Source organism: Alteriqipengyuania flavescens (genome assembly GCF_030406725.1).
Lineage (GTDB): Bacteria > Pseudomonadota > Alphaproteobacteria > Sphingomonadales > Sphingomonadaceae > Alteriqipengyuania_B > Alteriqipengyuania_B flavescens.
Genome location: NZ_CP129107.1, coordinates 2,081,067 through 2,105,296, shown reverse-complemented (window position 1 = coordinate 2,105,296; position 24,230 = coordinate 2,081,067). Strand labels below are relative to the sequence as shown.

24 protein-coding genes are annotated in these 24,230 nt (G+C 66.7%); 8 read left to right on the top strand and 16 right to left on the bottom strand.

Translation table 11 applies throughout. From position 1 onward, the window contains the following. Positions 1-49: 49 nt before the first annotated feature. Together QQW98_RS10865 and QQW98_RS10860 are read right to left on the bottom strand one after the other, a co-directional pair. Positions 50-1,450, bottom strand: a complete 1,401-nt coding sequence (locus QQW98_RS10865) for a cryptochrome/photolyase family protein (protein WP_290136929.1) — start codon at positions 1,448-1,450, stop codon at positions 50-52. Between the two features lie 30 nt (positions 1,451-1,480). After that, on the bottom strand, positions 1,481-2,446 hold the full coding sequence (locus tag QQW98_RS10860; protein WP_290134957.1) for a metal-dependent hydrolase: 966 nt from the start codon (positions 2,444-2,446) through the stop codon (positions 1,481-1,483). On the opposite strand from QQW98_RS10860, the gene QQW98_RS10855 reads away from it, so the two are divergent. After that, positions 2,429-3,262, top strand: a complete 834-nt coding sequence (locus QQW98_RS10855; RefSeq protein WP_290134956.1) for a phosphatase PAP2 family protein — start codon at positions 2,429-2,431, stop codon at positions 3,260-3,262. The genes QQW98_RS10860 and QQW98_RS10855 overlap by 18 nt on opposite strands. A 12-nt stretch (positions 3,263-3,274) precedes the next feature. Here QQW98_RS10855 and QQW98_RS10850 read toward each other — a convergent pair whose 3' ends face one another. Together QQW98_RS10850 and QQW98_RS10845 are read right to left on the bottom strand one after the other, a co-directional pair. Beyond that, on the bottom strand, positions 3,275-4,309 hold the full coding sequence (locus QQW98_RS10850) for a 2-oxoacid:ferredoxin oxidoreductase subunit beta (RefSeq protein WP_290134955.1): 1,035 nt from the start codon (positions 4,307-4,309) through the stop codon (positions 3,275-3,277). Then, a complete protein-coding gene (locus tag QQW98_RS10845; RefSeq protein ID WP_290134954.1) occupies positions 4,306-6,246 on the bottom strand; it encodes a 2-oxoacid:acceptor oxidoreductase subunit alpha in 1,941 nt (646 codons plus the stop codon). The genes QQW98_RS10850 and QQW98_RS10845 overlap by 4 nt, the downstream gene beginning before the upstream one ends. A 154-nt stretch (positions 6,247-6,400) precedes the next feature. Between QQW98_RS10845 and QQW98_RS10840 the strand changes: the two genes are divergently transcribed. Further along, a complete protein-coding gene (locus tag QQW98_RS10840; RefSeq protein ID WP_290134953.1) occupies positions 6,401-7,351 on the top strand; it encodes an alpha/beta hydrolase in 951 nt (316 codons plus the stop codon). Next, a complete protein-coding gene (locus QQW98_RS10835) occupies positions 7,348-7,842 on the top strand; it encodes an RNA pyrophosphohydrolase (protein ID WP_290134952.1) in 495 nt (164 codons plus the stop codon). The genes QQW98_RS10840 and QQW98_RS10835 overlap by 4 nt, the downstream gene beginning before the upstream one ends. A gap of 97 nt (positions 7,843-7,939) precedes the next feature. On the opposite strand, the gene QQW98_RS10830 is transcribed toward QQW98_RS10835, so the two are convergent. From QQW98_RS10830 to QQW98_RS10810, 5 genes are all read right to left on the bottom strand, one after another. Further along, positions 7,940-8,443: a hypothetical protein gene (locus QQW98_RS10830; RefSeq protein WP_290134951.1), complete on the bottom strand. Its 504-nt coding sequence runs from the start codon at positions 8,441-8,443 to the stop codon at positions 7,940-7,942. An 82-nt stretch (positions 8,444-8,525) separates the two neighbouring features. Then, positions 8,526-9,707 (bottom strand): RsmB/NOP family class I SAM-dependent RNA methyltransferase, encoded by a 1,182-nt coding sequence (locus QQW98_RS10825; protein ID WP_290134950.1) that lies wholly within the window; start codon positions 9,705-9,707, stop codon positions 8,526-8,528. Continuing rightward, the gene (gene guaB / locus QQW98_RS10820; protein ID WP_290134949.1) at positions 9,704-11,164 is read right to left on the bottom strand and encodes an IMP dehydrogenase; all 1,461 of its coding nucleotides are present in this window, start codon (positions 11,162-11,164) and stop codon (positions 9,704-9,706) included. The genes QQW98_RS10825 and guaB overlap by 4 nt, the downstream gene beginning before the upstream one ends. Before the next feature lie 157 nt (positions 11,165-11,321). After that, entirely contained in the window at positions 11,322-12,806 is a 1,485-nt protein-coding gene (locus QQW98_RS10815) for a M28 family peptidase (RefSeq protein WP_290134948.1), read from the bottom strand. A 26-nt stretch (positions 12,807-12,832) separates the two neighbouring features. After that, complete coding sequence (locus QQW98_RS10810; protein ID WP_290136928.1) at positions 12,833-13,591, bottom strand: 3-hydroxybutyrate dehydrogenase; 759 nt, start codon at positions 13,589-13,591, stop codon at positions 12,833-12,835. 77 nt (positions 13,592-13,668) lie between these two features. Between QQW98_RS10810 and ypfJ the strand changes: the two genes are divergently transcribed. Next, entirely contained in the window at positions 13,669-14,508 is an 840-nt protein-coding gene (gene ypfJ / locus QQW98_RS10805; protein ID WP_290134947.1) for a KPN_02809 family neutral zinc metallopeptidase, read from the top strand. 16 nt (positions 14,509-14,524) lie between these two features. Here ypfJ and QQW98_RS10800 read toward each other — a convergent pair whose 3' ends face one another. The 5 genes from QQW98_RS10800 to sdhC are packed head-to-tail and all read right to left on the bottom strand — an operon-like array spanning position 14,525 to position 18,576. Continuing rightward, entirely contained in the window at positions 14,525-15,625 is a 1,101-nt protein-coding gene (locus QQW98_RS10800; RefSeq protein WP_290134946.1) for a glycosyltransferase, read from the bottom strand. Between the two features lie 43 nt (positions 15,626-15,668). Further along, a complete protein-coding gene (locus tag QQW98_RS10795) occupies positions 15,669-15,968 on the bottom strand; it encodes a hypothetical protein (protein WP_290134945.1) in 300 nt (99 codons plus the stop codon). A gap of 2 nt (positions 15,969-15,970) precedes the next feature. Further along, complete coding sequence (gene sdhA, locus QQW98_RS10790; protein ID WP_290134944.1) at positions 15,971-17,797, bottom strand: succinate dehydrogenase flavoprotein subunit; 1,827 nt, start codon at positions 17,795-17,797, stop codon at positions 15,971-15,973. Position 17,798: 1 nt separating this feature from the next. Beyond that, positions 17,799-18,182 carry a succinate dehydrogenase, hydrophobic membrane anchor protein gene (gene sdhD, locus QQW98_RS10785; RefSeq protein WP_290134943.1) on the bottom strand — a complete coding sequence of 128 codons (384 nt, stop codon included), beginning with the start codon at positions 18,180-18,182 and terminating at the stop codon, positions 17,799-17,801. Between the two features lie 13 nt (positions 18,183-18,195). After that, positions 18,196-18,576, bottom strand: a complete 381-nt coding sequence (gene sdhC, locus QQW98_RS10780) for a succinate dehydrogenase, cytochrome b556 subunit (protein WP_290134942.1) — start codon at positions 18,574-18,576, stop codon at positions 18,196-18,198. Positions 18,577-18,717: 141 nt separating this feature from the next. On the opposite strand from sdhC, the gene QQW98_RS10775 reads away from it, so the two are divergent. Genes QQW98_RS10775 through QQW98_RS10765 form a run of 3 tightly spaced genes read left to right on the top strand, consistent with a single transcriptional unit; the run spans position 18,718 to position 20,500 of the window. Next, a complete protein-coding gene (locus tag QQW98_RS10775; RefSeq protein ID WP_319023287.1) occupies positions 18,718-18,897 on the top strand; it encodes a hypothetical protein in 180 nt (59 codons plus the stop codon). After that, positions 18,894-19,802 carry a 50S ribosomal protein L11 methyltransferase gene (locus QQW98_RS10770; RefSeq protein ID WP_290134941.1) on the top strand — a complete coding sequence of 303 codons (909 nt, stop codon included), beginning with the start codon at positions 18,894-18,896 and terminating at the stop codon, positions 19,800-19,802. Before QQW98_RS10775 ends, QQW98_RS10770 begins: the two co-directional genes overlap by 4 nt. Continuing rightward, the gene (locus tag QQW98_RS10765) at positions 19,799-20,500 is read left to right on the top strand and encodes a DUF2459 domain-containing protein (RefSeq protein WP_290134940.1); all 702 of its coding nucleotides are present in this window, start codon (positions 19,799-19,801) and stop codon (positions 20,498-20,500) included. The genes QQW98_RS10770 and QQW98_RS10765 overlap by 4 nt, the downstream gene beginning before the upstream one ends. A 208-nt stretch (positions 20,501-20,708) precedes the next feature. Here QQW98_RS10765 and QQW98_RS10760 read toward each other — a convergent pair whose 3' ends face one another. Continuing rightward, complete coding sequence (locus tag QQW98_RS10760) at positions 20,709-22,223, bottom strand: FAD-binding protein (protein ID WP_290134939.1); 1,515 nt, start codon at positions 22,221-22,223, stop codon at positions 20,709-20,711. A 187-nt stretch (positions 22,224-22,410) separates the two neighbouring features. Between QQW98_RS10760 and QQW98_RS10755 the strand changes: the two genes are divergently transcribed. Beyond that, entirely contained in the window at positions 22,411-23,082 is a 672-nt protein-coding gene (locus QQW98_RS10755; protein ID WP_290134938.1) for an SDR family oxidoreductase, read from the top strand. On the opposite strand, the gene QQW98_RS10750 is transcribed toward QQW98_RS10755, so the two are convergent. Then, complete coding sequence (locus QQW98_RS10750) at positions 23,079-24,179, bottom strand: serine hydrolase (RefSeq protein WP_290134937.1); 1,101 nt, start codon at positions 24,177-24,179, stop codon at positions 23,079-23,081. The two genes, QQW98_RS10755 and QQW98_RS10750, sit on opposite strands and share 4 nt — an antisense overlap. Positions 24,180-24,230: the final 51 nt, after the last annotated feature.

Genomic DNA, 24,230 nt, shown 5'->3' with positions numbered 1-24,230 from the left:
AAAGGGCGGTCCTCGCGGGCCGCCCTTTTCGTTTCGGCTTACTGCCGCGTCACCCCTTGCTGTCGCGATAGGCCTGCAGGGCCCGCTCGCGCGCTTCCTTGTGACCAATCAGCCTGACGGGATAATCGCCCGGCCGGTGCTCGTCGTCGGGATCGTGGATCTGCGCGTCGTCCAGGTCGGCGAGTTCGGGCACATATTTGCGGATATAGCCCGCCGCATCGAACTTCTCGCTCTGGCTCAGCGGCGCCATGATGCGCGGGAACATGTTACTGTCCACGCCGGTGCCGCTGACCCACTGCCAGTTGGTGCCGTTGCTGGCATAGTCGCCATCGACCAGCGTATCCCAGAACCAGCGTTCGCCGTGGCGCCAGTCGATCAGCAGGTGCTTGATGAGGAAACTGGCCGCGATCATGCGGACGCGGTTGTGCATCCAGCCGGTCTGCCACAGCTGCCGCATGCCCGCATCGACGATGGGATAGCCGGTCCGCCCCCGCCGCCACGCTTCCAGGTCCTCTTCGATCAGATGCCCGCGATTGAGGTTCCGCCACAGCACCTGCTCGTCGTAATCGCGGTAACTTTCCTCGGGATATTTCGGGAACTGGTAGATCACGTTCTGGGCATAATCGCGCCAGATCAGTTCCTTTTCATAGGTCTGCCATCCGTCGGAGCGCTTGTCTTTCAGCCGGTGCCAGATGGTTACGGGCGAAATCTCGCCCCAGTGCAGGTGCGGCGACATCTTCGATGTCTCGTCCTTCGACGGCAGGTTGCGGCCATCGTCGTACTTGCCGACCTCGTCCGCCCACCACTCCAGTCGCTCGTGCGCTGCATCCTCGCCCACGGTCCAGAAATCGCGCAGGCCCCCGGCCCAGTCGGGCTTCGTCGGCAGCAGGTCCCAATCGGCAAGCTCGTCGCTTTCGGGCAGGCTCGATGGCTGCGAGATCGTTTCCGGCGCGGGCAATTCGTCGCGCGGGGGCAGCAGGTCCTTCACCGCGCGCATGAAGGGAGTGTAGATCTTGTAGGGATCGCCGCTGCCGGTCGTCGCAGTGCCGGGGGGCAGCAGGTAATTCCCGTCGTGCAGGACCAGCTCGCACTCGCTGTCTTTCAGCGCGTCGTGCAGGTCTTCCTCGGCTTCGCGGTGCCACGGCTCGTAATGGCGGTTGGCGTGAATCGCCGCAGCGCCCGTTTCCTGCGCGATGCCCTGCAGCACGGAGATGCTGTCGCCCCGGCGCAGCACGATCTTCGCATTGCGGCGGCCATAGGTTTTCGCAAGGTCCTCCAGCGAGTGGTGCAGCCACCAGCGATGCGCCCCGCCCAAGGCTCGATCCCCGGCACGCTCGTCGTCGAGGATGTAGACGGGGATGACCGGCCCCGCCCCTGCCGCGGCATGCAGCGCAGGCTGGTCCTTCAGGCGCAAGTCGCGCCGCAGCCAGACGATTTGGACTTGCGAGATATACCCCTCCCCCGTTGAGAGGGAAGCGATCTAACGCTGGGACGGTTCCGGAGGGATCGGATCACACTTCACATCCGGCAAGGCGACCGTGAAGCGATCCCGCGCGCGCGGATCGTAGAAGCGCGCATCGCGCAGGAGGACGGAGCCATCGGCCGCCCGCTCGGCAAACGGCGCACGGGACCAGAAGAGGAAGGCATCGAGTTCGTCATCCAAGCTGCGCATGGCCTTAACGTCCGGCATCTTGCATTGCTGTGATGTGATATAGCTATACGGATAGACGGCCCGAAAGCCTTCGCCACTTGACGACATCCATCGCCCGTCAGCAGCTTGTACGATGCTTTCGCGTTGAAGGGGCCACAAAGGTAGTGGAGAAGCAATAAAATTTCGGGCGTCTGGCACGTGGATGAATGCGATCCGCTCTTGTTCAAGGCTGACCGCACCATTCATCCCGATATACGCCAGCGCCACCGCAATCGCCACGCGCGCGGGCCGCTTCCACTCCCCGCCCCGCTTCTCCCGCCGCAGCGAGAACACGCAAGCAAAACCCATCAACGCCCACAGCCACACGTCGATGATGAACAGCGTGTCGCCGTAGAACCACTGGCTGGAGAACGGCTCCAGCAGCCGGATGCCGTAGACGTTGAGCCAGTCGAGCGCCGGGTGGGTCAGGCAGCCGAGGAAGGCGAGCGCGTAAAGCCAGCCGAAGCGGACGGGCAATCGCCCCTCCGGCCTTTTGCCTCGGCTCGCCTGCCAGCGGTCGAACCCGTAGAGCAATCCCGCCAGCACCAGCGGCAGCAGCGCCAGCGCGGGCGGGCCGTGGGTGATGCCGCGCCGGAAGCCCAGGTGCTCCACCCCCTCCAGCCAGAAGAAGCACGCCGCGTCCACATCGGGCAGGTTCGCGCCGATGATCAGCGCGGGCATCGCAAGGCCGGTCTTGCGCTTCAGCCCCGCCTGTCCCAGCAATGCGCCGACCAGCGAATGGGTGAGATTGTCCATGCGGCGAGCCTAGCCAGCGCGCGCCATTCGGCAAAGCGCGAAACTTCGCCCGCCATCGTGCATTGCGGCATCATGCACCTTCCCCGCGTCCTCACGTTCCTGCGCCGCGAGCAGCGGCTGCTCGCCCTGTTTCTCGGCGGAGCGGCGCTCGGCTTCGCATTCTGGAAGCTGGCGAGCGAGATGGCGGAAGGCGATACGGAGGCGTTCGACCGCGCGATCCTGACCGGGCTGCGCGTGCCGGGCGACCTCGCCACGCCCATCGGGCCGGAATGGCTGCACACCGCCATGGTCGATATCACCGCGCTGGGCGGCGTGACCGTGCTGACGCTGGTGTCGGTGCTGGCGGTGGCGTTCCTGCTGCTGCTCGGCCGTTACCGGCAGGCGCTGCTGACCGCCGTAGCGACCGGTGGCGGATCAATCGTCGGCAAGCTGCTGAAAAGTCTCTTCGCGCGGGAGCGGCCGGAGATCGTGCCGCACCTGGTGGAGGTGACCTCGCTCAGCTTTCCCAGCGGCCATTCGATGAACAGCGCCATCGTCTATCTCACCATCGCGGTGCTGCTGGCGCGAGGCCTGGCGGAGAGCCGACTACGCGCCTTCGTGATCGGCATTGCGGTGCTGCTGGTGCTGACGATCGGCTTCAGCCGCGTTTACCTCGGCGTCCATTTCCCCAGCGATGTGCTGGCAGGATGGAGCGTAGGCGCGGCATGGGCACTGCTGATGGGCCTGATCGCCAGCGCGCTGCAACGCGATCACCAGATAGAGCAGCCCGAAGGCGACAACGTCATCCGCGAACAGGGAGCGCCGCTGAAGCGTTGACGGCCGGTCGGGTCAGACGGGGTCCTGCGCGGTCCCGTCCACCGTCCAGGTCTGCCCGCTGGCGAGCAGCTTCGCGAGGTTGGCGGTCTTGCCCTCGCTCGCCTTCTTGCGCTCCTCGATCACCGCCGCCTCGAACGTCGGGCGCGGATCGTCGTACAGCACGCCCAGCGCCATCGGGAACGGGCCGAAGGGCATTTCCACCAGCATGTGCGCCACGCTGCGATTGGTGACGTCGTGGCGGATCACGCCGGCGGCCTCCCAGTCGCCATCGGTCACGTCGACGACTTTCAGCTGCAGCGCATCGCGGTCCAGCGTCAGCCCCTTGGTGCCGTTTGCGAACAGCATCGGTTCGCCGTTTTCCAGCCACAGCTGCCGATCCTCCGCGCCCTTCGGGGCGGCGAAATCGTCGAACACGTCCTTGTTATAGACGATGCAGTTCTGGAAAATCTCGATGAACGCCGCGCCCTGGTGGGCATGGGCCGCTTTCAGCACGTCGGGCAGGTTCTTCGACACGTCGAAACCGCGCCCCACGAAACGCGCACCTGCGCCCAGCGCGAAAGCGGCGGGGCGTGCGGGATGGTCGTAACTGCCGATGGGCGTGGAGGGCGACTTGGTCCCTTCCCGGCTGGTGGGCGATGCCTGGCCCTTGGTGAGGCCGTAAATCTCGTTGTTGAACAGCATGATCTGCATGTTCACGTTGCGCCGCAGCACGTGCATGAGGTGGTTGCCGCCGATGGAAAGCCCGTCGCCGTCGCCCGTCACCAGCCAGATGTCGAGGTCGGGGTTGGCGAGCTTCACCCCCGTCGCCACCGCCGGCGCGCGGCCGTGGATCGTGTGGAAGCCATAGGATTCCATGTAATAGGGAAAGCGGCTGGAGCAGCCGATGCCGCTGATGAAGCAGGTGTTCGCCGGATCCGCGCCCAGCTGCGGCAAGGTGCGCTGCACCGCCTTCAGGATCGCATAGTCCCCGCACCCGGGGCACCAGCGCACCTCCTGGTCGGTTTCCCAGTCCTTGAGCGTGGTTTCGATCTTTGCGGGTGCGTTCATGCGTCCGTCTCCGTGCTCGGAAGCTGCTGGTCGTTGGCCGGGACCTGCCCGCCCTCGTTGCCGGCCACGCCGTCGAAATACTTCGCGATCGCTTCTTCCAGTTCGGCGATCTGGAAGGGCTGGCCGCTGGTCTTGGTGAGCGGCTGCGCGTCGACGAGGAACTGGTCGCGCAGCACGGTCTTGAACTGGCCGGTGTTCATTTCCGGCACCAGCACATGGTCGTATCCGTGCAGCAGCTCGCCAAGGTTGGCGGGCAGCGGCCAGATGTGACGAACGTGGATCTGGCTGACGTCGAAGCCCTTGCGCCGCGAACGCACCACCGCCTGGTGGATCGGGCCGTAAGTGCTGCCCCAGCCGACCACCGCCAGCTTGCCGCCCGCTTCACCCAGATCGACTTCCTGGTCCGGCACGGCAATGCCCAGCACCTTGTCGCGGCGCGCGTCGGTCATGGCTTGGTGGTTGTCGGGCGCATAGTCGATGTGGCCGGTGTCGACCGCCTTTTCGATCCCGCCGATGCGGTGCATCAGGCCGGGCGTGCCGGGCTTGATCCACGGCCGCGCGCCCTTCGCATCGCGCGTGTAGGGCAGCAATTCCTCACCGTTCTTTTCTTCGAGAAATTTCGCGGGGAACGGTGTGTAGCTGGCCGGGTCCGGCACTTTCCACGGCTCCGCCGCATTGGCGATATAGCCGTCGGTCAGCAGCATCACCGGGGTCATGTATTCCACCGCGATGCGGCACGCCTCGATGGCGCATTCGAACGCATCGCCGGGGCTGCGCGCGGCGATCACCGGCATTGGCGCATCGCCGTTGCGGCCATAGACGGCCTGGTAGAGATCGCTCTGCTCGGTCTTGGTCGGCAGGCCGGTGGACGGGCCGCCGCGCTGGCTGTTGACGATGACCAGCGGCAGCTCGGTCATGATGGCGAGGCCCATCGCCTCCGTCTTCAGCGCGATACCGGGGCCGGACGAGCTGGTTACGCCCAGCTGGCCAGCATAGCTCGCGCCGATGGCCGCGCAGATCGCGGCGATCTCGTCTTCCGCCTGGAAGGTCGTGACGCCGTATTCCTTCAACCGCGCAAGGTGGTGCAGGATCGCGCTGGCGGGCGTGATGGGATAGCCGCCGAAGAACATCGGCAATTCCGCCAGCTGCGCCCCCGCGACGAGGCCGAGGCTTACGCTCTCCGCACCCGTGATCGTGCGGTACAGGCCCGCCTCGCTCGGCACCGGGTCCAGATGGACCTGACGGAACACATGGCCTTGGGGCCCCGCCAGCTCGGCCGTTTCGCCATAGGCATGGCCTGCATCCAGCGCCGCGATATTCGCGTCCGCAATATCGGGCTTGGACTTGAACTTGGCCCTCAGCCAGTCGTGGATCGGGTCGCGCGGACGGTCGAACATCCACAGCGCCAGCCCCAGCGTCCACATGTTCTTGGACCGCAGCGCATCCTTGTTGCCGAGGCCGAAGGGCTTCACCGCCTCGATCGTCTTTTCGCTGATGTCGAAGGCCAGCACGTCGTATTTCGCCAGGCTGCCGTCTTCCAGCGGGTTGGTGTCGTATTTCGCCTTGTCGAGGTTGCGCTTCGTGAAGGCGCCCGTATCGGCGATGATCAGGCCGCCGGGCTTCAGCGCCGCGATGTTCACTTTCAGCGCCGCCGGGTTCATCGCCACCAGCACGTCCGGCGCATCGCCCGCCGTGTTGATCTCGCGACTGCCGAAGTTGATCTGGAATGCTGACACGCCGAACAGCGTGCCCTGCGGCGCGCGGATCTCGGCGGGGAAATCGGGGAAGGTGGCAAGGTCGTTGCCCGCCAGCGCGGTGGAGAGCGTGAACTGCCCGCCCGTCAGCTGCATCCCGTCGCCGCTGTCCCCGGCGAAACGGACCACGACCGCTTCGGGGGAAGTGTTCTCGGCGGGAGCATCCGCCACCTGGCTGGCCATAATTCGTCCTGCATTTGCTTGTCGGCTTGTCGTTGGCTCGCGACCTAGGTGCGCCCGCGGGCCGCGGCAATCAAGTTTTTCCGTTTGCGCGGGAATTGCGGCTTCGCGGCGCGCGGCCTAAGACGCCGGGCGACAATTGCAGTGGAGAGAGACCTTGGCCGATACCGAACATCCCGTGCGCGAAGATGTGCGCGCTTTCCTTGCCATGCTGGAAGCCATGGGCGGCAAGGGCGTGGAGGAAGTCGGCGCGGTCGAGGGGCGCCAGCAGATGCGCGTGATGGCGCAGATGGCGGAGGCGCCCGCGCCCGACCTTGCGGTAAAGAAGGACCTCACCTGCCCCGGCCCCGCGGGCGACATCCCCCTGCGGTTCTACGACGCGAAGGCCACGCGCGGGGCCGGCCCGGCGGTGGTTTTCTTCCACGGCGGCGGGTTCGTGATCGGCGATCTCGACGTCTACGATTCGCTGTGCGCGCATATCGCGGCAACGCTGGATCTGCCGCTGGTCTCGGTCGCCTATCGCCTGGCGCCCGAACACCCCTTCCCCGCCGCGCCGGACGATTGCGAGGCCGCGGCGCGCTGGGTGGCGACGTCGCCCGAAGCGCTGGGCCGCGAGGTCACGGGCCTGGTCCTGACGGGCGACAGTGCGGGCGGCAACCTCACCATCGTCACCACCAACCAGCTGTGCGCCGATCCCGCGGACGTCCCCGTGATCGTGCAAGCCCCCATCTATCCGGTGGCGGACGATGTTTCCCAGCATGAAAGCACATCGCTGTTCGGCGAAGGGTTCCTGCTGACGAAAGCCGCGATGGCCTGGTTTACGGAACAGTATGCCGGCGACGGGGCGGACCCGCGCGTCACGCCGATGCTGGGCACCTGCACCGACACGCCGCCGACCGTGGTCTGCACGGCGGGGCTCGACCCCTTGCGCGATTCCGGGCGCAACTATGCCGCGCACCTGATCCAGCAGGGGACGCAAGTCGCCTATCTCGAATTTCCCGGGATCATCCACGGCTTCACCACGCTCCGAAAAGCGCTGCCGAGCGGGCAGGCAGATGTTGATGCTTTCCTTGCCGCTGTGAAGCTGATGCTGGGGCGCGCCGCATGAGCGACGCCGATCTGGGCCGCGACCGGGCGCTGTATCGCCCCTGCGTCGGCGTGATGCTGGTCAACGCGCACGGCAAGGCCTTCGTCGGCCAGCGCATCGACAACCGCGAAGGGGACCGCTGGCAGATGCCGCAGGGCGGTGTCGATGATGGCGAGGATCTTGACGCGGCGATGCTGCGCGAACTGGGCGAGGAAACGGGCCTGTCCGCTGACAAGGTCGAGATCGTCGGCCGCCTGCCGGGTGAGCTTTTCTACGACCTGCCGGATGAACTGAAAGGCAAGCTCTGGAAGGGGCAGTTCATCGGCCAGCGGCAGGTCTGGTACCTCGCCCGCTTCACCGGCGAGGACGCGGACATCGACCTCGAAGCGCACGAGCACCCCGAATTCTGCGAGTGGAAATGGGTCGATCCCGACGATCTGCCGAAGCTGATCGTGCCATTCAAGGAAGAGATCTATCGCGCCGTCGTGGCGGAATTCCGCGACCGCATTTGAGCGAGGATCCCCGGCGTAGGCCGGGGTCTCAGGATGTTCGCGCCAAGTTGACCGAGGTCCCCGCCTGCGCGGGGAATCGGCCTCAATTCTGCCGGCCTCAATTCTGCTGGACGGTCATGTCCGGCATCACGTCCTCGGCCGCCAGCACCGGCTCGGCAGAGCCGGCCTCGATCAGGGCGGCGAGCTCGCGCGTTTCCGCGCAATCCGCACCGCACAGCGATTCCAGCTGGGCGAGCGTCCGGCGCGCACGCTCGGTCGCGCCCTTTTCCGCCAGCGCCGCGCCCTCGCCCGCCATGGCGGCGAAATTGCGCGGCTCGCGTTCCAGCACCATGCGGTAATAATGGATCGCCTTGCCCTGCAGCCCTTCGGCCCGGGCCACGTCGGCCAGGTGCACGTAAGCGTCGCTGTAGGCGGGATCGATCACCAGCGCCGCTTCGAACGCATCGATCGCGCTCTGCGTTTCGCCGGCCGCAAGCGATGCTTCCCCTTGCGTCACGAGCGCGGCCGCGCGCGGATCGGCAGGTTCCTGCGCCGCCATCCCCACGCTCGACTGGATCGCCACGAGAGCGGCAAGTGCGAGGGCGGCGGGGGTGTAGCGCATTACAAACTCCTTGAGCGAACCGTTAGCAGGGCTTTCTTCGGCCATCGGGTCGGCTGGTAGCGCGTCTGCCATGAGGGCGAGCTTAACGGGTTTGCGCCAGCCGCGCGACGAAAAATCCGTCCGTCCCGTCATGGTGCGGGGTCAGGCGCATGCCCTCCCCGCGCTCGCGCCCTGCGGGTAGCGCCAGCGGCTCCGCCCGCCAGCCGGGATTGGCGCTGAGGAAACGCTCGACCTGCCCCGCCCCTTCCTCGTCCAGCAGCGAGCAGGTGACGAAGGTGATCGTGCCGTGCGGGGCGACAAGTTCCCTCGCGATTTCGAGGAGTTGCGACTGGACCTGCACAAGCTGGTCGAGGCGCTTTTCCGTGAGGCGCCAGCGCGCTTCGGGATTGCGCCGCCACGTTCCGGTGCCAGAACACGGCGCGTCGATCAGCACGCGGTCCGTCTTGCCGGCGTAATCGGACAGCGCGGCAAGTTCCTTGCCCGGATCGAGCAGGACGGTGCTGGCGATGGTCACGCCCGCCCGCGCGGCACGGGGGCCGAAGCGGGAAAGCCGCGCACGGTCCGTGTCGCTGGCGACGAGCACGCCGCGGTTTTCCATCTGCGCGGCAATCGCCAGCGTCTTGCCCCCCGCGCCTGCGCACAGGTCGATCACCGTGTCCCCCGGCTCTGCGCCAAAAGCGAGGCACACGATCTGGCTGCCCCCGTCCTGCACCTCGATCGCCCCCTCGCGATAAGCGGGCCACTGTTCGACCTGCGTCCCGGCGTCGAAGCGCAGCCCGTGCGGCGCGGCGAGCGGCTCGCCCGGCTCCGGCAGGTCGAGGCCCGCGCGTTCGGCCTTCAGCGTGTTGACGCGCAGGTCGAGCGGCGCGCGGTCCAGCAGCGCGGCGGCTTCCGTATGATCTATGTCCGATGCCAGCAGGCGCGCGACGAGCCAGTCGGGCGCGATGCCGCCGTCCGCCACCGGCTCGCCTTCGCTGACCGGCGCCGGACCGTGCCCCTCGCCGTCGAACAGGGGTGCGATTGCGGGATCGATTTCGGCCAGCCGCAGCATCGCCGCGCGCCCGCTGCCCGGCACCGGGCCGCACGCACGGATGGCGCCGTAAACCAGTTCGCGCACCGCGCGCCGGTCCTTCGACCCGGCATACCGCCGCGCCTTGAAGTAATTGGCAATCAAACGGTCGGCGGGCGCGCCGCCGGCCTTCGCCGCGGCGATCACTTCATCGACAATCTCGATCGCCGCCTGGACACGGGCCGACGGGGTCATCGCGTCGGGTAGTTCGGGGCTTCGCGGGTGATGCTCACATCGTGGACGTGGCTTTCGGTCAGGCCGGCGTTGGTGATGCGCACGAATTTCGCGTTCTTCAGCGCGTCGATCGTGCTGCTGCCGGTATAGCCCATGGCCGCCTTGATCCCGCCGACGAGCTGGTGGACCACCGCGGCCGCCGGGCCCTTGAACGGCACCTGCCCCTCAATCCCTTCCGGCACGAGCTTCTGCTGGCTGACGTCGGCCTGGAAATAGCGGTCGGCGCTGCCGCGCGCCATCGCGCCGACGCTGCCCATCCCGCGATAGGCCTTGTAGCTTCGGCCCTGGTAGATGAAGGTTTCGCCCGGCGCTTCCTCGGTACCGGCCAGCATCGATCCGATCATGATGGTGGAGGCCCCGGCGGCCAGCGCCTTGGCCGCATCGCCGCTGGTTCGCAGGCCGCCGTCGCCGATCACCGGCACGCCGTCCTTCGCGGCGGCTTCCGCGCAGTCCATGATCGCGGTTAGCTGAGGCACGCCGACGCCTGCCACGACGCGGGTGGTACAGATCGAACCCGGCCCGATGCCGACCTTCACCGCATCCGCGCCCGCGCCCACCAGCGCGCGCGTCGCTTCGGCCGTGGCGACGTTGCCGGCGATGACCTGCACGCTGTTCGACAGCTTCTTTACCCGTTCGACCGAGCAGGCAACGTCCCTGTTGTGGCCGTGGGCTGTGTCGATCACCACCACGTCCACGCCCGCATCGATCAGCGCCTCGGTCCGCTCGAAACCCTTGTCGCCCACGGTGGTTGCCGCGGCCACGCGCAGGCGGCCCTGGTCGTCCTTCGTCGCTTCGGGATAGGCGACCGCCTTCTCGATATCCTTGACCGTGATCAGGCCGACGCAGCGACCGTCGTCGTCGACCACCAGCAGCTTCTCGATCCGGCGCTGGTGGAGCAGCCGGCGCGCCTCTTCCTGCCCGGTGCCGAGCGGCACGGTGGCGAGGTTGTCAGTCGTCATCAGTTCCTTGACCGGCTGCATCGGATTTTCCGCAAAGCGCACGTCGCGGTTGGTCAGGATGCCCGCCAGCTTGCCGTTGCGATCGGTCACGGGAATGCCGCTGATGCGGTTCTTCTGCATGATCGCCTGCGCTTCGCCCAGCGTGGCGTCGGGGTGGATCGTGATCGGGTTCACCACCATGCCGCTTTCGAAGCGCTTCACGGCGGTCACGGCCGCGACCTGTTCTTCCACTTCGAAATTGCGGTGGAGCACGCCGATGCCGCCCAGCTGCGCCATGGCGATCGCCATGTCGGCTTCCGTCACCGTGTCCATCGCGCTGGAGACGACCGGGATGTTGAGCGCGATGTCGCGCGTCAGCTGCGTGGCCGTGTTGGCCATCGATGGCAGGATGTCGCTTTCCGCCGGCACGAGCAGCACGTCGTCGAAAGTAAGGCCGAGGGAGATATCGAGATTTGCCACGTGGAGAATCGCCTGCCGGGGGGAATGTGGCGGCCCATGTAACCGCGTGTCCGCAGTTTAGCTAGGGGCCGCCCACCGCCTGTGCCCCATGGCGGCAAAGGGCCGGGACACCCGCGCTGGATGCCCCGGCCCTCCATTCGGTAAATCGCGCGGGCGGTTATTCGCCGCGGTCGAATTCCCAGCCTTCCGGCTTCTCGTAGCGGTCCGGATTGGCAAGCATCGCCATCAGCACGACGTACAGCGGTACGTCTTCGGCCATCCCGCTGATTTCCAGCTCGTCATGCACCTGGTCGCTCGGCTTGTGATAGCGCGTGCCCATGAAGGCATCGAGGATGTCGTCGTCGGCAAAGGCGCCGGAGACGAGCACGGCGGGCACGCCCTTGTTCATCAGCGCCCAGCCGTCCTGCCGGCGCACGTACTTGGCCGATTCCTCGCCCACGTCGATCGTGCGGTTGAGCGCCGCTGCGGCCAGCTTGATCGGCGCGTCCATGGGCGTCTCGCCCCAGCCGATGACGGTCAGCGGCGTACCGGCGGGCGCGATCGAGATCATGTCGATATTGAGCGCGGCCTGGAAGTCTTCCAGCGGGATCGGCGGGTTGTCGGCGAAATAGCGCGCGCCGAGCAGGCCCATTTCCTCTGCCGTGGTGCCCATGATGTAGATGTCGCGTTCGAGCCGCGGCCCCATGGCAAGGCGGCGCGAGGTCTCAAGGATGGCCGCAATGCCGCTGGCGTTGTCCGCCGCGCCGTTGCAGATGCGGTCTTCCTCCGTTTCCGGCGCGCAGTCCGAACCCAGGTGGTCCCAGTGGCCCATCATGATGATCGCGCCGCTGCCGGGCTTCGTGCCGGGCAGCATGCCGACCACGTTGGCGCTTTCCGCCGTCAGGCTCTCCGCATCGCTGGAAAAGGTCGATGTGCCGATGACTTCGCCCGACCGTTCGCCGAGAGCGGCGCTGTCGGTGCCGAGGGCGGCGAGGATGGCGGCGCTGGTGGTCGGCCCGACGAGGGCGACGAGGGGCTGCTCGTCTTCCTCTTCCATGTCGCCGCCGGCGAGGTTCCACTGCGGACGGGAGGCGAAGGAACGGAACTGGTTCCAGATCGGCTCCTGCTCGACGAGGACGAGCGCGCCCAGCGCGCCGCCTTCCATCGCCGGGCCGAGCAGGGACTGTGCCCCCATCGGATTGGTGATTACGGCAACCTTGCCCTGCGTCGCCGCGATGTCTTCCGCACTGCCGAGCGCGACCAGCTCCGCGCCCGATGCCATCAGCGGGCTGTCGGATAGCGAGAGGGCGAAGGCATCGTCCCCCGCAATCTCGGTGTCGCCGATCTTCATGGCCAGCGCGCCGGGCACCTGCCCTTCCAGCATGACCTGCTGGCGCCATTCGCCCTTGTAACCGGGCTGGTAGCCATAGCTTTCCAGCTTCTCGATCATGTAGGCCTGCGTCTTCTGCCCGCCTTCGGTGCCCGGCAGGCGGCCACCGTATTCGTCGCTTGCCAGCACCTTGATATGGTCGAGCAGGATGGTCTCCGTCGCTGCGCGGTCGGGCGCGATGGGATAGTCTTGCGCGGAAAGCGCGGTGGTGCCCAGCAGCACGGAAAGCGAAAGCGCGCCCGTTAGCGCGCGGCGGAAAGTCTTCGTAATCATGTGCTCAAGGCCCCTTCGTGTCCCGTTCATTCGGCGGTCCAGCCGCCATCGATGCTCCAGTTCGCCCCGTTCACGTTGCGCGCGGCATCGCGGCACAGGAAGACGGCGAGTTCGCCGATGTCTTCCGGCTGGACGAACGACTTGGTCGGCTGCTTTGCCAGCAGCACATCGTTGATGACCTCGTCGCGCGACAGGTTACGCGCGGCCATCGTATCGGGGATCTGGTTTTCGACCAACGGCGTCCACACATAGCCCGGCGATATCGCGTTCACGGTGATCCCGTCCTGCGCCAGCTCCAGCGCGAGCGTCTTGGTCAGGCCCGCGATCCCGTGCTTTGCCGCGACATAGGCGCTCTTGAATGGCGAGGCGACGAGCGAATGGGCGCTCGCCGTGTTGATGATCCGGCCCCACCCGGCCGCTTTCATGTGCGGGATGGCGAGGCGCGCGGTGTGGAACGCGGCCGACAGGTTGAGCGCGATGATGGCATCCCACTTCGCCGGCGGGAATTCGGCCACGGGCGATACGTGCTGCATCCCGGCATTGTTGACGAGGATGTCGATCCCGCCCGCCTTCGCCATCATCGCCTCGATCGCGGACACGTCGGTGAGATCGGCATCGGACCACGCCGCATCGCCAAGCTCGGCCTGCAGCGCGGCGACCTCCTCCGCATCGCCGAAGCCGTTGAGGACGATCTCGGCCCCTTCGGCGTGGAGCGCCCGCGCCACCGCGAGGCCGATGCCGGAGGTTGACCCCGTCACCAATGCGCGCTTTCCTTTTAGAAACAAACCGGCCTCCTGCGGGTTGGGATTGAAACACAATGCGTAGACGCACACAGACGCGTCTCGATTTCAGGGGGAATACCATGCGGCTCAATCCGTTCAACACCGGCAATATCGATGTCCGCGGCGGCGGTGGCGGCGGTGGACTGGGCGGTGGCGGCAAGCTGGGTTGCGGGGCGATCGTGATCGCGCTGGTCGGCGCAGTCGTGTTCGGCATCGACCCGATGACGACCCTGTCCACGGTCGGCGGGACATCCAGCGCCCCGGAAACCAGTAGCAGCGCCACCGAGGAAGAGCTGTGCAGCGCCAACCAGTATGCGCAGGAAAGCTGCGCGGCGCTCGGCAGCCTTAACGAAACCTGGTCGCGCGTGTTCGCGCAGCAGGGTTATGACTTTCAGCAGCCCTTCCTGAACTTCTATTCGGGCCGGGTCCGCTCCGGATGCGGCGCGGCATCGTCTGCCGCCGGTCCGTTCTACTGCCCGGCCGACGGCGGCATCTATATCGACACAGGCTTTTACGACGTACTCGACCGCCAACTGGGCGCGCCGGGCGATTTCGCGCGCTATTACGTCATGGCGCACGAATACGGGCACCACATCCAGAACATCACCGGCATCGCCAATTCGATCCGCAGCGCACAGGGCCAGAACCCGCGCGCTGCCAACCAGCTGCAAGTGCGGATGGAATTGCAAGCGGATTGCTATGCCGGTGTCTGGGCGGCCAAGAACCGCAACCTGATCGAACCGGGCGACCTCGAAGAAGGCCTTCGCGCTGCCGCAGCCATCGGCGACGATCGCCTGACAGGCGGGCGCGTCAGCAGCGAGAATTTCACCCACGGCACCAGCCGCCAGCGCAGCGAGGCGCTGCGCCTGGGCCTTCAGGGCGACGATCGCGCCTGCGACGAGATCACCAACATCCGTTAGGGGGGCAGCGCCGCCGTTACCGCCGCCGCCAGGTCAGCCAGCTGGTGGCGACGAAGTTCCAAACCGTGCCCACGGCGATCCCGGCGAGGCCGCCCAGCACCCAGCCCCCGCCGCTGAGGTCGTAGATGAAGCTGCCGACCCCGACATTGGCAAAAGCGCCGATGCTGCACAGCACGATGAAGCTTGCCAGGCCCGTCCACCATGCCGCGCCGGTCAGGCGGCGGTCGCGATAGGTCAGCCGGTTGTTGAGCGTGAAGTTGTAGATCATCGCCACGCCCACCGCTCCCGCCTGCGCCGCAGTGAAATCCGCGCCCAGCAACCCGAGCAGCGCGAGCACCGCCATGTGGACGATCACGCCGGTCGATCCGACCGCGCTGAACAGCACCAGCTTCGCCGGGATCCACCGGCCGACGGTCTTTTCCACCAGCAGCTCGACGTAATCCATCGCCACCGCGCTATCGAGCTTGCTCTCGCCCGCGCTACGTTCGGCAAATGTGTACGGCACTTCGGCGAGGTCCAGCGGCCGTCCGGCGCTGGCGACGATATCGAGCAACAGTTTGTAGCCGACCAGTGACAGGCGCGGCACCAGGCCGAGCAGCACGTCGCGGCGGATGGCGAAGAAGCCGCTCAGCGGGTCGGACAGCCGCGTCTTCATCACCACCGCGGCCAGCCTCGTGGCATAGCGGCTGATAGCGGCGCGGCGCGGGTCCCATGCGCCGGTCGATCCGCCCGCGCCGTAACGCGTGCCGACCGCCAGTTCCGCGCCATCCGTGGCAATCGCGCGGTAGAGCGCTGGCAGGATGGTCTCGTCGTGCTGCAAGTCGCCGTCGATCACCGCGACCACCGGCGCGACCGTGGCGCACATCCCCTCCACCACGGCGGACGAAAGCCCGCGCCGTCCGTGCCGCCGGATCAGCCGCGTGGACGGATCGCCCAGCGCAAGCGCCTCGACCACGCCCTGCGTCCCGTCGGTCGATCCGTCGTCGACGAAGATGACCTCGTGCGGGATTTCCGCCAGCGCCGCCGCCAGCCGCGTGCGCAACTGCGCGACGTTTGCCGCCTCGTTGAGGACGGGCACCACCACCGCCAGCGCCAGTTGCTGCCCCGTCCTGTCCATACCTGCTGCTCTAGCGAATGCGGCGCGGCCGCGAAAGCGCTGCTTAACCGCGGACCAGCGTGATATAATGATCGGTAAAGACCATGATATCCGGAAGAGCCGTCAGCGCCGTACCACCCGGAGCGCAATGCAGCAGCGTGTCCGCCTCACCGTCCACTTCGATGGTCTGGGACGAACACCAATCGATCTTCAGGCGAACGGAATGCGAGCCGGCAGGAAGATCGACACGGAATGTCTCCCCGCGCCGGACCTTGCCGACATCCTCACCGTCAACCTCGACACAATAGGCCCTCAAAAGATCGCGCCACCCCTTCTTCTGGCGGGCGATCGTCAGAATTCCCAAATCTAGTACACCCGCTTCTTCGGTTCGATGTAAGCGATGTCGTCGGTCAGCGTGTATTCGTGGACCGGGCGGTAATCGATCTTCACCTCGCCGCCGCTGCCTCCCCAGCCTTCGAGCCACGCAGCGGTGTGCTTCATCCAATTGGCATCGTCACGCTCGGGGAAGTCTTCGTGCGCGTGGGCCCCGCGGCTTTCCTTGCGGTTTTCCGCGCTCGCCATCGTGACCACGGCCTGCGCCATCAGATTGTCGAGCTCGAGCGTTTCGATGAGGTCGCTGTTCCAGATCAGCGAGCGGTCGAAGACCTTGATGTCGGCCATGCGCTTGTTGATTTCGGCCAGCTGCTCCACGCCTTCGGACATCAGCTTGCTGTCGCGGAACACGGCGGCATGGCGCTGCATCGTCTTCTGCATGTCGCTGCGCAGCTCCGCAGTCGGCGTGCCGCCATCGGCGTTGCGGAAATGGTCGAGCCGCTCCAGCGCGAAGTCGGTGCCGGCCTGCGGCAATTCGTCCTGCTTCGCGCCGGGCTTGATCGTGTCCCGCAGGCGGTGACCGATGGCCCGGCCGAACACCACCAGGTCGATCAGCGAATTGGAGCCGAGGCGGTTCGCGCCGTGGACGGACACGCAGCCCGCCTCGCCCGCGGCGAACAGGCCCGGGACCACCGCGTCCGGATTGCCGGACTGGTCGATGGTCACGACCTCGCCGTGGAAGTTGGTCGGGATGCCGCCCATGTTGTAATGCACCGTCGGCGTGACCGGGAGCGGCTGGCGCGTCAGGTCGACGCCGGCGAAGATCTTGCCGCTTTCGGTGATGCCCGGCAGTCGCTCGCCCAGCACCTTGGGATCGATGTGGTCGAGGTGCAGGTAGATGTGGTCGCCATCCGGCCCCACGCCGCGCCCTTCGCGCATTTCCAGCGCCATCGAGCGCGACACGACGTCGCGCGATGCAAGGTCCTTGGCCGAGGGAGCGTAGCGTTCCATGAACCGCTCGCCTTCGGAGTTGGTGAGATAGCCGCCTTCTCCGCGTGCGCCCTCGGTAATGAGCACGCCCGCGCCGTAGATGCCGGTCGGGTGGAACTGCACGAACTCCATGTCCTGCAGCGGCAAGCCGGCGCGCAGCACCATGCCGCCACCGTCGCCAGTGCAGGTATGCGCGCTGGTCGCGGTGTAATAGCAGCGGCCATAGCCGCCCGTCGCCAGGACCACGGCCTGGCTGCGGAAGCGGTGGATGGTGCCATCGTCGAGGCACATGGCGATCACGCCGCGGCACACGGGCACGCCGTCCGCCCCGTCTTCCATGATCAGGTCGAGCGCGAAATATTCGATGAAGAAATCCGCGTCGTACTTCAGGCTCTGCTGGTAGAGCGCGTGGAGCATGGCGTGGCCGGTACGGTCGGCCGCGGCGCAGGTGCGCTGCACCGGCGGGCCTTCGCCCATGTTCTGCATGTGGCCGCCGAAGGGGCGCTGGTAGATCGTGCCGTCCTCGTTTCGGCTGAAAGGCACGCCGGCATGCTCCAGCTCGTACACGGCGGCGGGCGCTTCACGCGCGAGGTATTCGATCGCGTCCTGGTCGCCCAGCCAGTCCGACCCCTTAACAGTGTCGTACATGTGCCACTGCCAGTGGTCAGGCGTGTTGTTGCCGAGCGAAGCGGCGATGCCGCCCTGTGCCGCAACGGTGTGGCTGCGGGTCGGGAAGACCTTGGAGATATTGGCTGTGCGCAAGCCCGCTTCGGCGCTGCCCATGGTGGCGCGCAGCCCGCTGCCCCCGGCGCCGACGACCACCACGTCATACGTATGGTCGATGATCTTGTAGGCGGAAGTGTCGGCCATGTCAGGCGGCTCCGAAAGCGATGCGTGCGATACAGATGAGGGCGAAAGCGACCGAGGCGAAGGTCGCGAGGTTGAGCGCGGCGATCACGCCGAACTTGGTGCCGGCGTCGTGGACGTAATCCTCCACCAGTACCTGCAGGCCCAGGCGCGCGTGCCAGAAGATGCTGATGACCAGCAGCGCCATCAGCGTGCTGTTGAGCGGGCCGGACAGCCAGTCCGTCATCGAGGCGTAGTCGTAGGACGACATCAGCGCCAGGCTGACGCCGAACCACAGCATCAGGAACAGGTTGCCGATCGCGGTAAAGCGCTGGACGAGCCAGTGGTGCGGGCCTTCGTGGGCCGGGCCGAGGCCGCGGACGCGGCCGATGGGGGTGCCGTTTGCCATGCTGCGGTCTCCCTTACTTCAGCAGGACCAGCGCCCAGAAGGCGGCGGTGAGGATGATGCCGATGACCGGCGAGGCGATCGACCAAAAGCGGTTCGTGGTAAGCTCGTACCCCGCGCCGATATCCAGCACGAAGTGCCGCAGGCCGCTCATCATGTGGGTGAAGAACGCCCAGCTCAGGCCGACCATCACGATATAGCCGATGGGCGAGGTCATCAGCGTCACGAAGCTTTCGTAGGACGCCTGCCCACCGGCCAGCGAACCGAGCCACCACAGCATCACGCCGAGCCCGACGAAGGCCATCCCGTCGCCGGTGATGCGGTGGAGGATGGAGACGGCCATGTGCGGCCCCCATTTCCAGATCTGCAAGTGCGGTGAAAGCGGACGGTTCGCCATGGATGCTCCGGTACTTGAATTGCCGCGCGGGCGGGCACCTGCGCGCGTGGTTCGGCGCTGCTCTAGCGAAGATACTGGGTTGTGCAAGCGATGGACGCAAGTGCTTGGCGGCAATCCACGCCTCGCCTATCGCTTCGGGTCATGGACACGCCCACCATCCTTCTCACCGGATCGAGCCGCGGCATCGGCGCCGCCATTGCCAGCGATCTGCGCAGCCGCGGCGCCCGTGTGATCGGCCACGCGACCGGCGCGGTGGACGGGTCCACAATCGCTGCCGACTTCGCCGACCCTGCCGCGCCCGCCGAAGAGGCCGCGCAATGACCAGCTGGCGCATCTTCGGGCAGGCGGACAAGCCGGTCGTCCAGGCGGCGCTGCTGGCGCATGACGAGATCGAGGACTGGCCGGCGGACTTCGTCATCGCGGGCCGCGAAATCGCGCCCGATAGGCCCGACGACTGGGTGATCGAAGCCTGGTTGCCGCACAAGCCGCGCAAGGGCGATGTCGCCATGCTCGCGGACCTGTTTGGCGGCGATGCGCCCGCTTTCGAAAGCGAGAAATTGCCGGACGAGGACTGGGTGACGCTGAGCCAGCAGGGCGTCGATCCGATCCGAGCCGGACCGTTCCGCGTCCGCACGCCAGAGCATGACCCGCTGGGCGAGGACGGCACGATCGAATTCGTCATCCCGGCCAGCCAGGCCTTCGGCACCGGCCAGCACGAGACGACCGCGGGCTGCCTTGCCATGCTGGCCGAGATGCGCCGCACCGGCGTGGTTGTGCGCAACCATGCGGACATCGGCACCGGCACCGGCCTGCTCGCCTTTGCCGCCATGCGCCTGTGGCCCGCGGCGAGGGCCACCGCGTCCGACATCGACCCGGTGTGCGAAGCCGTGGTGGCGGACAACATGGCCGCGAACGGCGTTGCAGCCGGCACCCGGCGCGGCCAGCTGACCATGACGACGGCTGCGGGGATGGAAGGCCCGGTACTGGCGACGCGCGGTCCCTACGACCTCCTCATCGCCAACATCCTCGCCGGGCCGCTGGTCGAGCTGTCGGCCGATTTCGCCGACCACGTCAGCCCGCGCGGGCACCTGCTGCTGGCGGGTCTGCTGGGCGAACAGGAACCGCGGGTGCGCGAAGCCTATCGGTTGGCAGGCTTCCACCTCGTGAAGCGGCTGGTGAACGGCGACTGGTCGATCCTGTGGCTGCGCAAGGGCACGCGTCGGTGAAGCCGTTCGGGCGCCGGGTCAACGCGCTCGCCGCGCTCCTCCTCGCGCCCTTTGCGGCGCTTGCGCTCTATCTCCTCGCAGCGTGGATCGGCAGCAGCATTCCGCGCAATTCCGGCTGGACCGAAGCGGCGGCAAGCGAGCCGGGCGTCGACATCATGGTCGAGACAAACGGCATCCACACCGGGATCGTCATGCCCATCGTCACCGCGCACAAGGACTGGCGCACCACGTTCCCGAGCGCCGCCCGTCCCCGCCCCGATGGCCGCATGCCGACCCACGTCGCGGTCGGCTGGGGCGAGAAGGAGGTGTTCCTCAACACGCCGACGTGGGGCGACATGAAGGCGAAGACCGCGCTGCGCATCGTCTTCGGCGGCGGCGAAGGGCTGATGCGCGTGGGCCACTACATCCGCCCCGCACCATCGGACAGCCACCGGAACCTGCGCCTGCGCCCGGCGGAATATGGGCGGCTGGTTGCCCGTATCGCGGCGACCCTGCCGCCGCTGGGCGCGGGCGAGGCGCGGGTCAGCCATCACAGCTTCGAGGAAGGCGCGGCGAATTACGACGCGCTCGGTCGCTACACGCTTGCCAACACCTGCAACCAGTGGGTGGGCGATACGCTGGCCCATGCGGGCGTGCGGATGGGCCGCTGGACGCCGCTTGCGGGCGGCGTGATGAAGTGGATTCCGGCGGCCGACTAGCCGAGACTGGCGAGGCGTCGTTCGAGCAACTTGCGCTCGGCCGGCGATGGCTGGAGCGCAAGCGCCGTCCGATAGGAGACCGCAGCCTACGACCAGCATCATGTATTGCATGGGGGCATCTCCCGCTATCGCCCCGCCACCATGGCAAGGGTTGCAGGGGGAAGACACGCGCCGGGCGGCGTTTTCGACACGCGGCGCGAAGAATTCTTCAGGCAGCGCGTTTCCGGTCCGCTTTTCCTCCGAACAGCGCCAGCATGGCATCCGCCGCGCTGTTGCCGGCGGTGGGCCGGCCGACCTGCAGCAGGCGGCGGACCGGTTCGCTGAACTTGAGGCGCCGGCTTGGGAAATGCTGGCGGTGCAACTGGAACAGGTCGTCCAGATTCGCTTCGCCCAAAGCCGGACGGAAATGTTCGCCCAGCGCGCTCTTGCCGAAATGCGGCCGGGCGGCGGGTTCGTATGCCATGACCTCGCGCTGGATCCGCTCCAGCCAGGCATAGTCGCGCGGGTCGCTGAACAGGTCGATCGCGGCGACGGGGCCGTCGTGCGTAGCGGCAAAGACCAGGTCGGACCGCCCGCGCAATTCGCGCACGCCGATCAGGCTTTTGAGATAGAAGCCGAGATCGCTGTACTTCCCCGCTTCCAGCATGATGAATTTCACCACGGCTTCCGCGCGTTCGAGCGGCACGAAGAAGGCAAGGTTGTGGGCCGTGTTGGTGGTGGAGAACATGCCCCGCAGAAATTCCGGCCCCCGCTCGCTCATCGCGCCGGGTTGGGGATCGTAAAGATAGTCCAGGTCATCGGGTCGCGTCGTCACGGTCTGCTTTTTCCGCAGGTCCAGGCCATCGGCGAACTTGTGCAGCCAGCGCCGGCAGACGGGATAGAGCCGGTCGATCGCCCAATAATGGTTGAGCGCCCAGTTCACGAAACCGGCCAGGGAAAACCAGCTGGGTTTATGGTCGCTTCCCTGCGATTTTGCACCCAGTTCGTGGAGCGTGTGCAGCATAATGAGAGGATCTTCGGGATCGCTGTAAGGCATGGCCGCCCAGCTGGCCGCAACACTGCCGGACTTCAGCCCCTCTTTTTCCGACATGCGCGTGATGTGGGCGGTGGAAAGATAGCTGCGCAGCGGCACAGTCCGGATTTCGACTTCGACGATGGGTGCAATTGTCCCAAACGACACAGCTGCCAGATTGAAATCGCGGCTTCCCCTTACCAGCGTCACCCGCTCGCCCTCGTCATCGAGGAAGGTCAGCGATTGCAGGGCATCGGCCATCACCGGTGTTTCGCCATAGCCATGCGTACCGGTCACCAGCGCGCCGATGACGGTCTGCCCCATGTAATTGCCGCTGTTCATCAAGCGCTGCCTCTCGGTCAGCAGGAACTGCTTCAGTTCCAGGATCGTGACAGATGCACCGACGGTTGCGATGCCGCCACCGTCGAAGTTTCCCCGCCACTTCAACGTGTCGAGCCCGCTTTCCTCCATCATCACCGCAGAATTACCGGGGCAGAGCTGGACCGCGTTGTAGGAGTGCGACTTGCCGACGCAGGCGTATTTCCCACCGCGGACCAGTCGCGCAAGCTCTGCCTCGTCGGCGGCGAGACAGGCATCCACCTCGCAGCGGAACACCCGCATGTGAGTCCACAGCTCGCGCGGCCCCGAAATGCCGCGCTTCTTTGCGGCCTTGCGCCGCCTTATCGCCTCACGGATCGCGCCCAGTGCCATGTCTTCCCCCAACCCTCTGCGCCCGTCCTCGGAAATACGCAGCTGCTGACGGGGTCGATTGGAAAATTCCGACAATTCCGGGAAAAATTGCGTTGGAAACAGCGCAGAATTAACCATCGCGCTTTCTCCGGAACGCAACGCTGTCGCCGCCCATTGCCTGCGTGCATCCCCTTATCGGAGAACCTCCATGACCAAGACATTGCTTATCACCGGCGCCTCGTCCGGCATTGGCGCCGCCACGGCCAGGGCCGCCGCCAAGGCCGGGTGGAACGTCGCCCTCCTCGCCCGTTCCAAGGACAAGCTCGACGCGCTGGTCGGCGACATCGGCGAAGGCGCGCTCGCCATCGAATGCGACGTGACGGACCGCGAGCAGGTCCGCAGCGCGGTCGCGGACACGGTGGCGAAATTCGGCGGGCTGGACGGCGTGTTCGCCAATGCCGGGAGCGGGGTCGAACACCCCGGGGTGGAAAAGGGCGTGCCGGAGGAATGGCATGACATGATCCACCTCAATATCCTCGCCGTCCTCTACACCGCGCACGCCGCCCTGCCCGAACTGCGCAAGACGAAAGGGCACTTCATCGTCACCGGATCGAAAGCCGGGCGGGACCACATGAAGGGTTCGATCTATGGCGCCACCAAGTGGTTCATCCACGGTTTCGCCGGCAATCTGGCGGAGGAAATGCGCGAATGGCAGGGGCGCTGCACGGTCATTTCGCCCGGCATGGTCAACACCGAATTCTTCGACGAGGCAAAGCCCGAAAAGCTGCAGCCGGAAGACGTTGCCGATGCGGTGGTCTTCGCGCTCCGGCAGCCGGACACGAGCTGCGTGCGCGAAATCCACCTGATGCCGAACGACTAGGGTTCGGCGGCGCCGCCATAGGCCGCGTCGTGGTATTGTCCCACGGCGCGGCTGAGCGCCTGCATCATCTCCATCCGCGCGACATAGGATGCTCGGGTCCGCCGGATCATGGCCACCACGGCATACTGCCGCCCGTCCGGCGCGGTGAGTATGGCGACGTCGTTATACCCGGTGTGCTCCCCGTCGAAGACCTGCCCCGTCCCGGTCTTATGGGCGACGCTCCACCCGGCGGGCGCGCCGGCCTTCAGTCGGTTGGGACCGCTTTTCGTGCGCTCCAGCGTGGCGAGCAGCAGGCGGGTCGACGGTTCGGACAGCAAGTCGCCGCGGGCAAACCGGGCGAGCGCATCAGCAAGGCCGAGCGGGGTCGCGCCGTCGATCGGCTCGGCCAGGTAGGCCTCGAAGGCCTGCCGCCGCTGGTCGTCCGGCAAGGCGTCGCGCGCCTTGAAGAACCAGTCGCGATACGAATAGGACTGCCGCCACGTCAGCCCCGCAATGGCGCTCTGCTTGGTGCGCTCGTCGGTGCCGAAGCGGATGCCCGCCAGCTCCGCCCTGTCGATAAAAGCCTGCACCGCCTCCGGCCCGCCGACGCGGCGCAGGATGCGGTCGTTTGCCGTGTTGTCGCTCTGCGTCAGCGCCCGTTCGATGAGGTCGGCATAGTCGGTCGCAAAGGCACCGCGGGCGTTCACGATATTGCGGATCGGCTGGTGGAAGACGGTGAGGTCGTCGCGGCGCAGGGTCACCATTTCGGCCAGCTCCAGCCGCCCCTCGTCGACCTCGTGCAGCGCGGCGATCGCGACCCACAGCTTGCTCACGCTCTGCTGCGGATAGATGCCTCTCCCATCGTGGGCGAAGGTCTTGCCGGTCGCGACCTCCTGCACCGCAAGCCCCGCATCGCCGGGAAATCCGCCCCCCAGCCGGGTGAGTTCCGCCTGCAAGGCGAGTTCCGCGGGCGAGGGCTCGGCAGGCGGCGCCGGCTCCTCCCGCCCCTCGCGCTTCTCCGTTACCGGAAAGCCGGAGTGGTCGGGCAGTGACACCACGATGACCGCGATGGCCAGCACGGCGAACAGCAGGACGATGAAACGGGCGGGGATTTTCACACTAGGCGAACGCGCGGGCGACGGCGCGTTTCCGAAATCTTTTCAGGCAAT

Excerpts from the sequence above, each read along its gene's own strand:
- ypfJ (WP_290134947.1), top strand. The coding sequence starts at position 13,669 with ATGCGGCTCAATCCGTTCAACACCGGCAATATCGATGTCCGCGGCGGC.
- QQW98_RS10770 (WP_290134941.1), top strand. The coding sequence starts at position 18,894 with ATGACCAGCTGGCGCATCTTCGGGCAGGCGGACAAGCCGGTCGTCCAG.
- QQW98_RS10760 (WP_290134939.1), bottom strand. The coding sequence starts at position 22,223 with ATGGCACTGGGCGCGATCCGTGAGGCGATAAGGCGGCGCAAGGCCGCA.
- QQW98_RS10775 (WP_319023287.1), top strand. The coding sequence starts at position 18,718 with ATGGACACGCCCACCATCCTTCTCACCGGATCGAGCCGCGGCATCGGC.
- QQW98_RS10830 (WP_290134951.1), bottom strand. The coding sequence starts at position 8,443 with ATGCGCTACACCCCCGCCGCCCTCGCACTTGCCGCTCTCGTGGCGATC.
- sdhC (WP_290134942.1), bottom strand. The coding sequence starts at position 18,576 with ATGGCGAACCGTCCGCTTTCACCGCACTTGCAGATCTGGAAATGGGGG.
- QQW98_RS10815 (WP_290134948.1), bottom strand. The coding sequence starts at position 12,806 with ATGATTACGAAGACTTTCCGCCGCGCGCTAACGGGCGCGCTTTCGCTT.
- sdhA (WP_290134944.1), bottom strand. The coding sequence starts at position 17,797 with ATGGCCGACACTTCCGCCTACAAGATCATCGACCATACGTATGACGTG.
- QQW98_RS10800 (WP_290134946.1), bottom strand. The coding sequence starts at position 15,625 with ATGGACAGGACGGGGCAGCAACTGGCGCTGGCGGTGGTGGTGCCCGTC.
- QQW98_RS10845 (WP_290134954.1), bottom strand. The coding sequence starts at position 6,246 with ATGGCCAGCCAGGTGGCGGATGCTCCCGCCGAGAACACTTCCCCCGAA.
- sdhD (WP_290134943.1), bottom strand. The coding sequence starts at position 18,182 with ATGGCAAACGGCACCCCCATCGGCCGCGTCCGCGGCCTCGGCCCGGCC.
- QQW98_RS10835 (WP_290134952.1), top strand. The coding sequence starts at position 7,348 with ATGAGCGACGCCGATCTGGGCCGCGACCGGGCGCTGTATCGCCCCTGC.
- QQW98_RS10855 (WP_290134956.1), top strand. The coding sequence starts at position 2,429 with ATGGGTGAGATTGTCCATGCGGCGAGCCTAGCCAGCGCGCGCCATTCG.
- QQW98_RS10860 (WP_290134957.1), bottom strand. The coding sequence starts at position 2,446 with ATGGACAATCTCACCCATTCGCTGGTCGGCGCATTGCTGGGACAGGCG.
- QQW98_RS10850 (WP_290134955.1), bottom strand. The coding sequence starts at position 4,309 with ATGAACGCACCCGCAAAGATCGAAACCACGCTCAAGGACTGGGAAACC.
- QQW98_RS10825 (WP_290134950.1), bottom strand. The coding sequence starts at position 9,707 with ATGACCCCGTCGGCCCGTGTCCAGGCGGCGATCGAGATTGTCGATGAA.
- QQW98_RS10755 (WP_290134938.1), top strand. The coding sequence starts at position 22,411 with ATGACCAAGACATTGCTTATCACCGGCGCCTCGTCCGGCATTGGCGCC.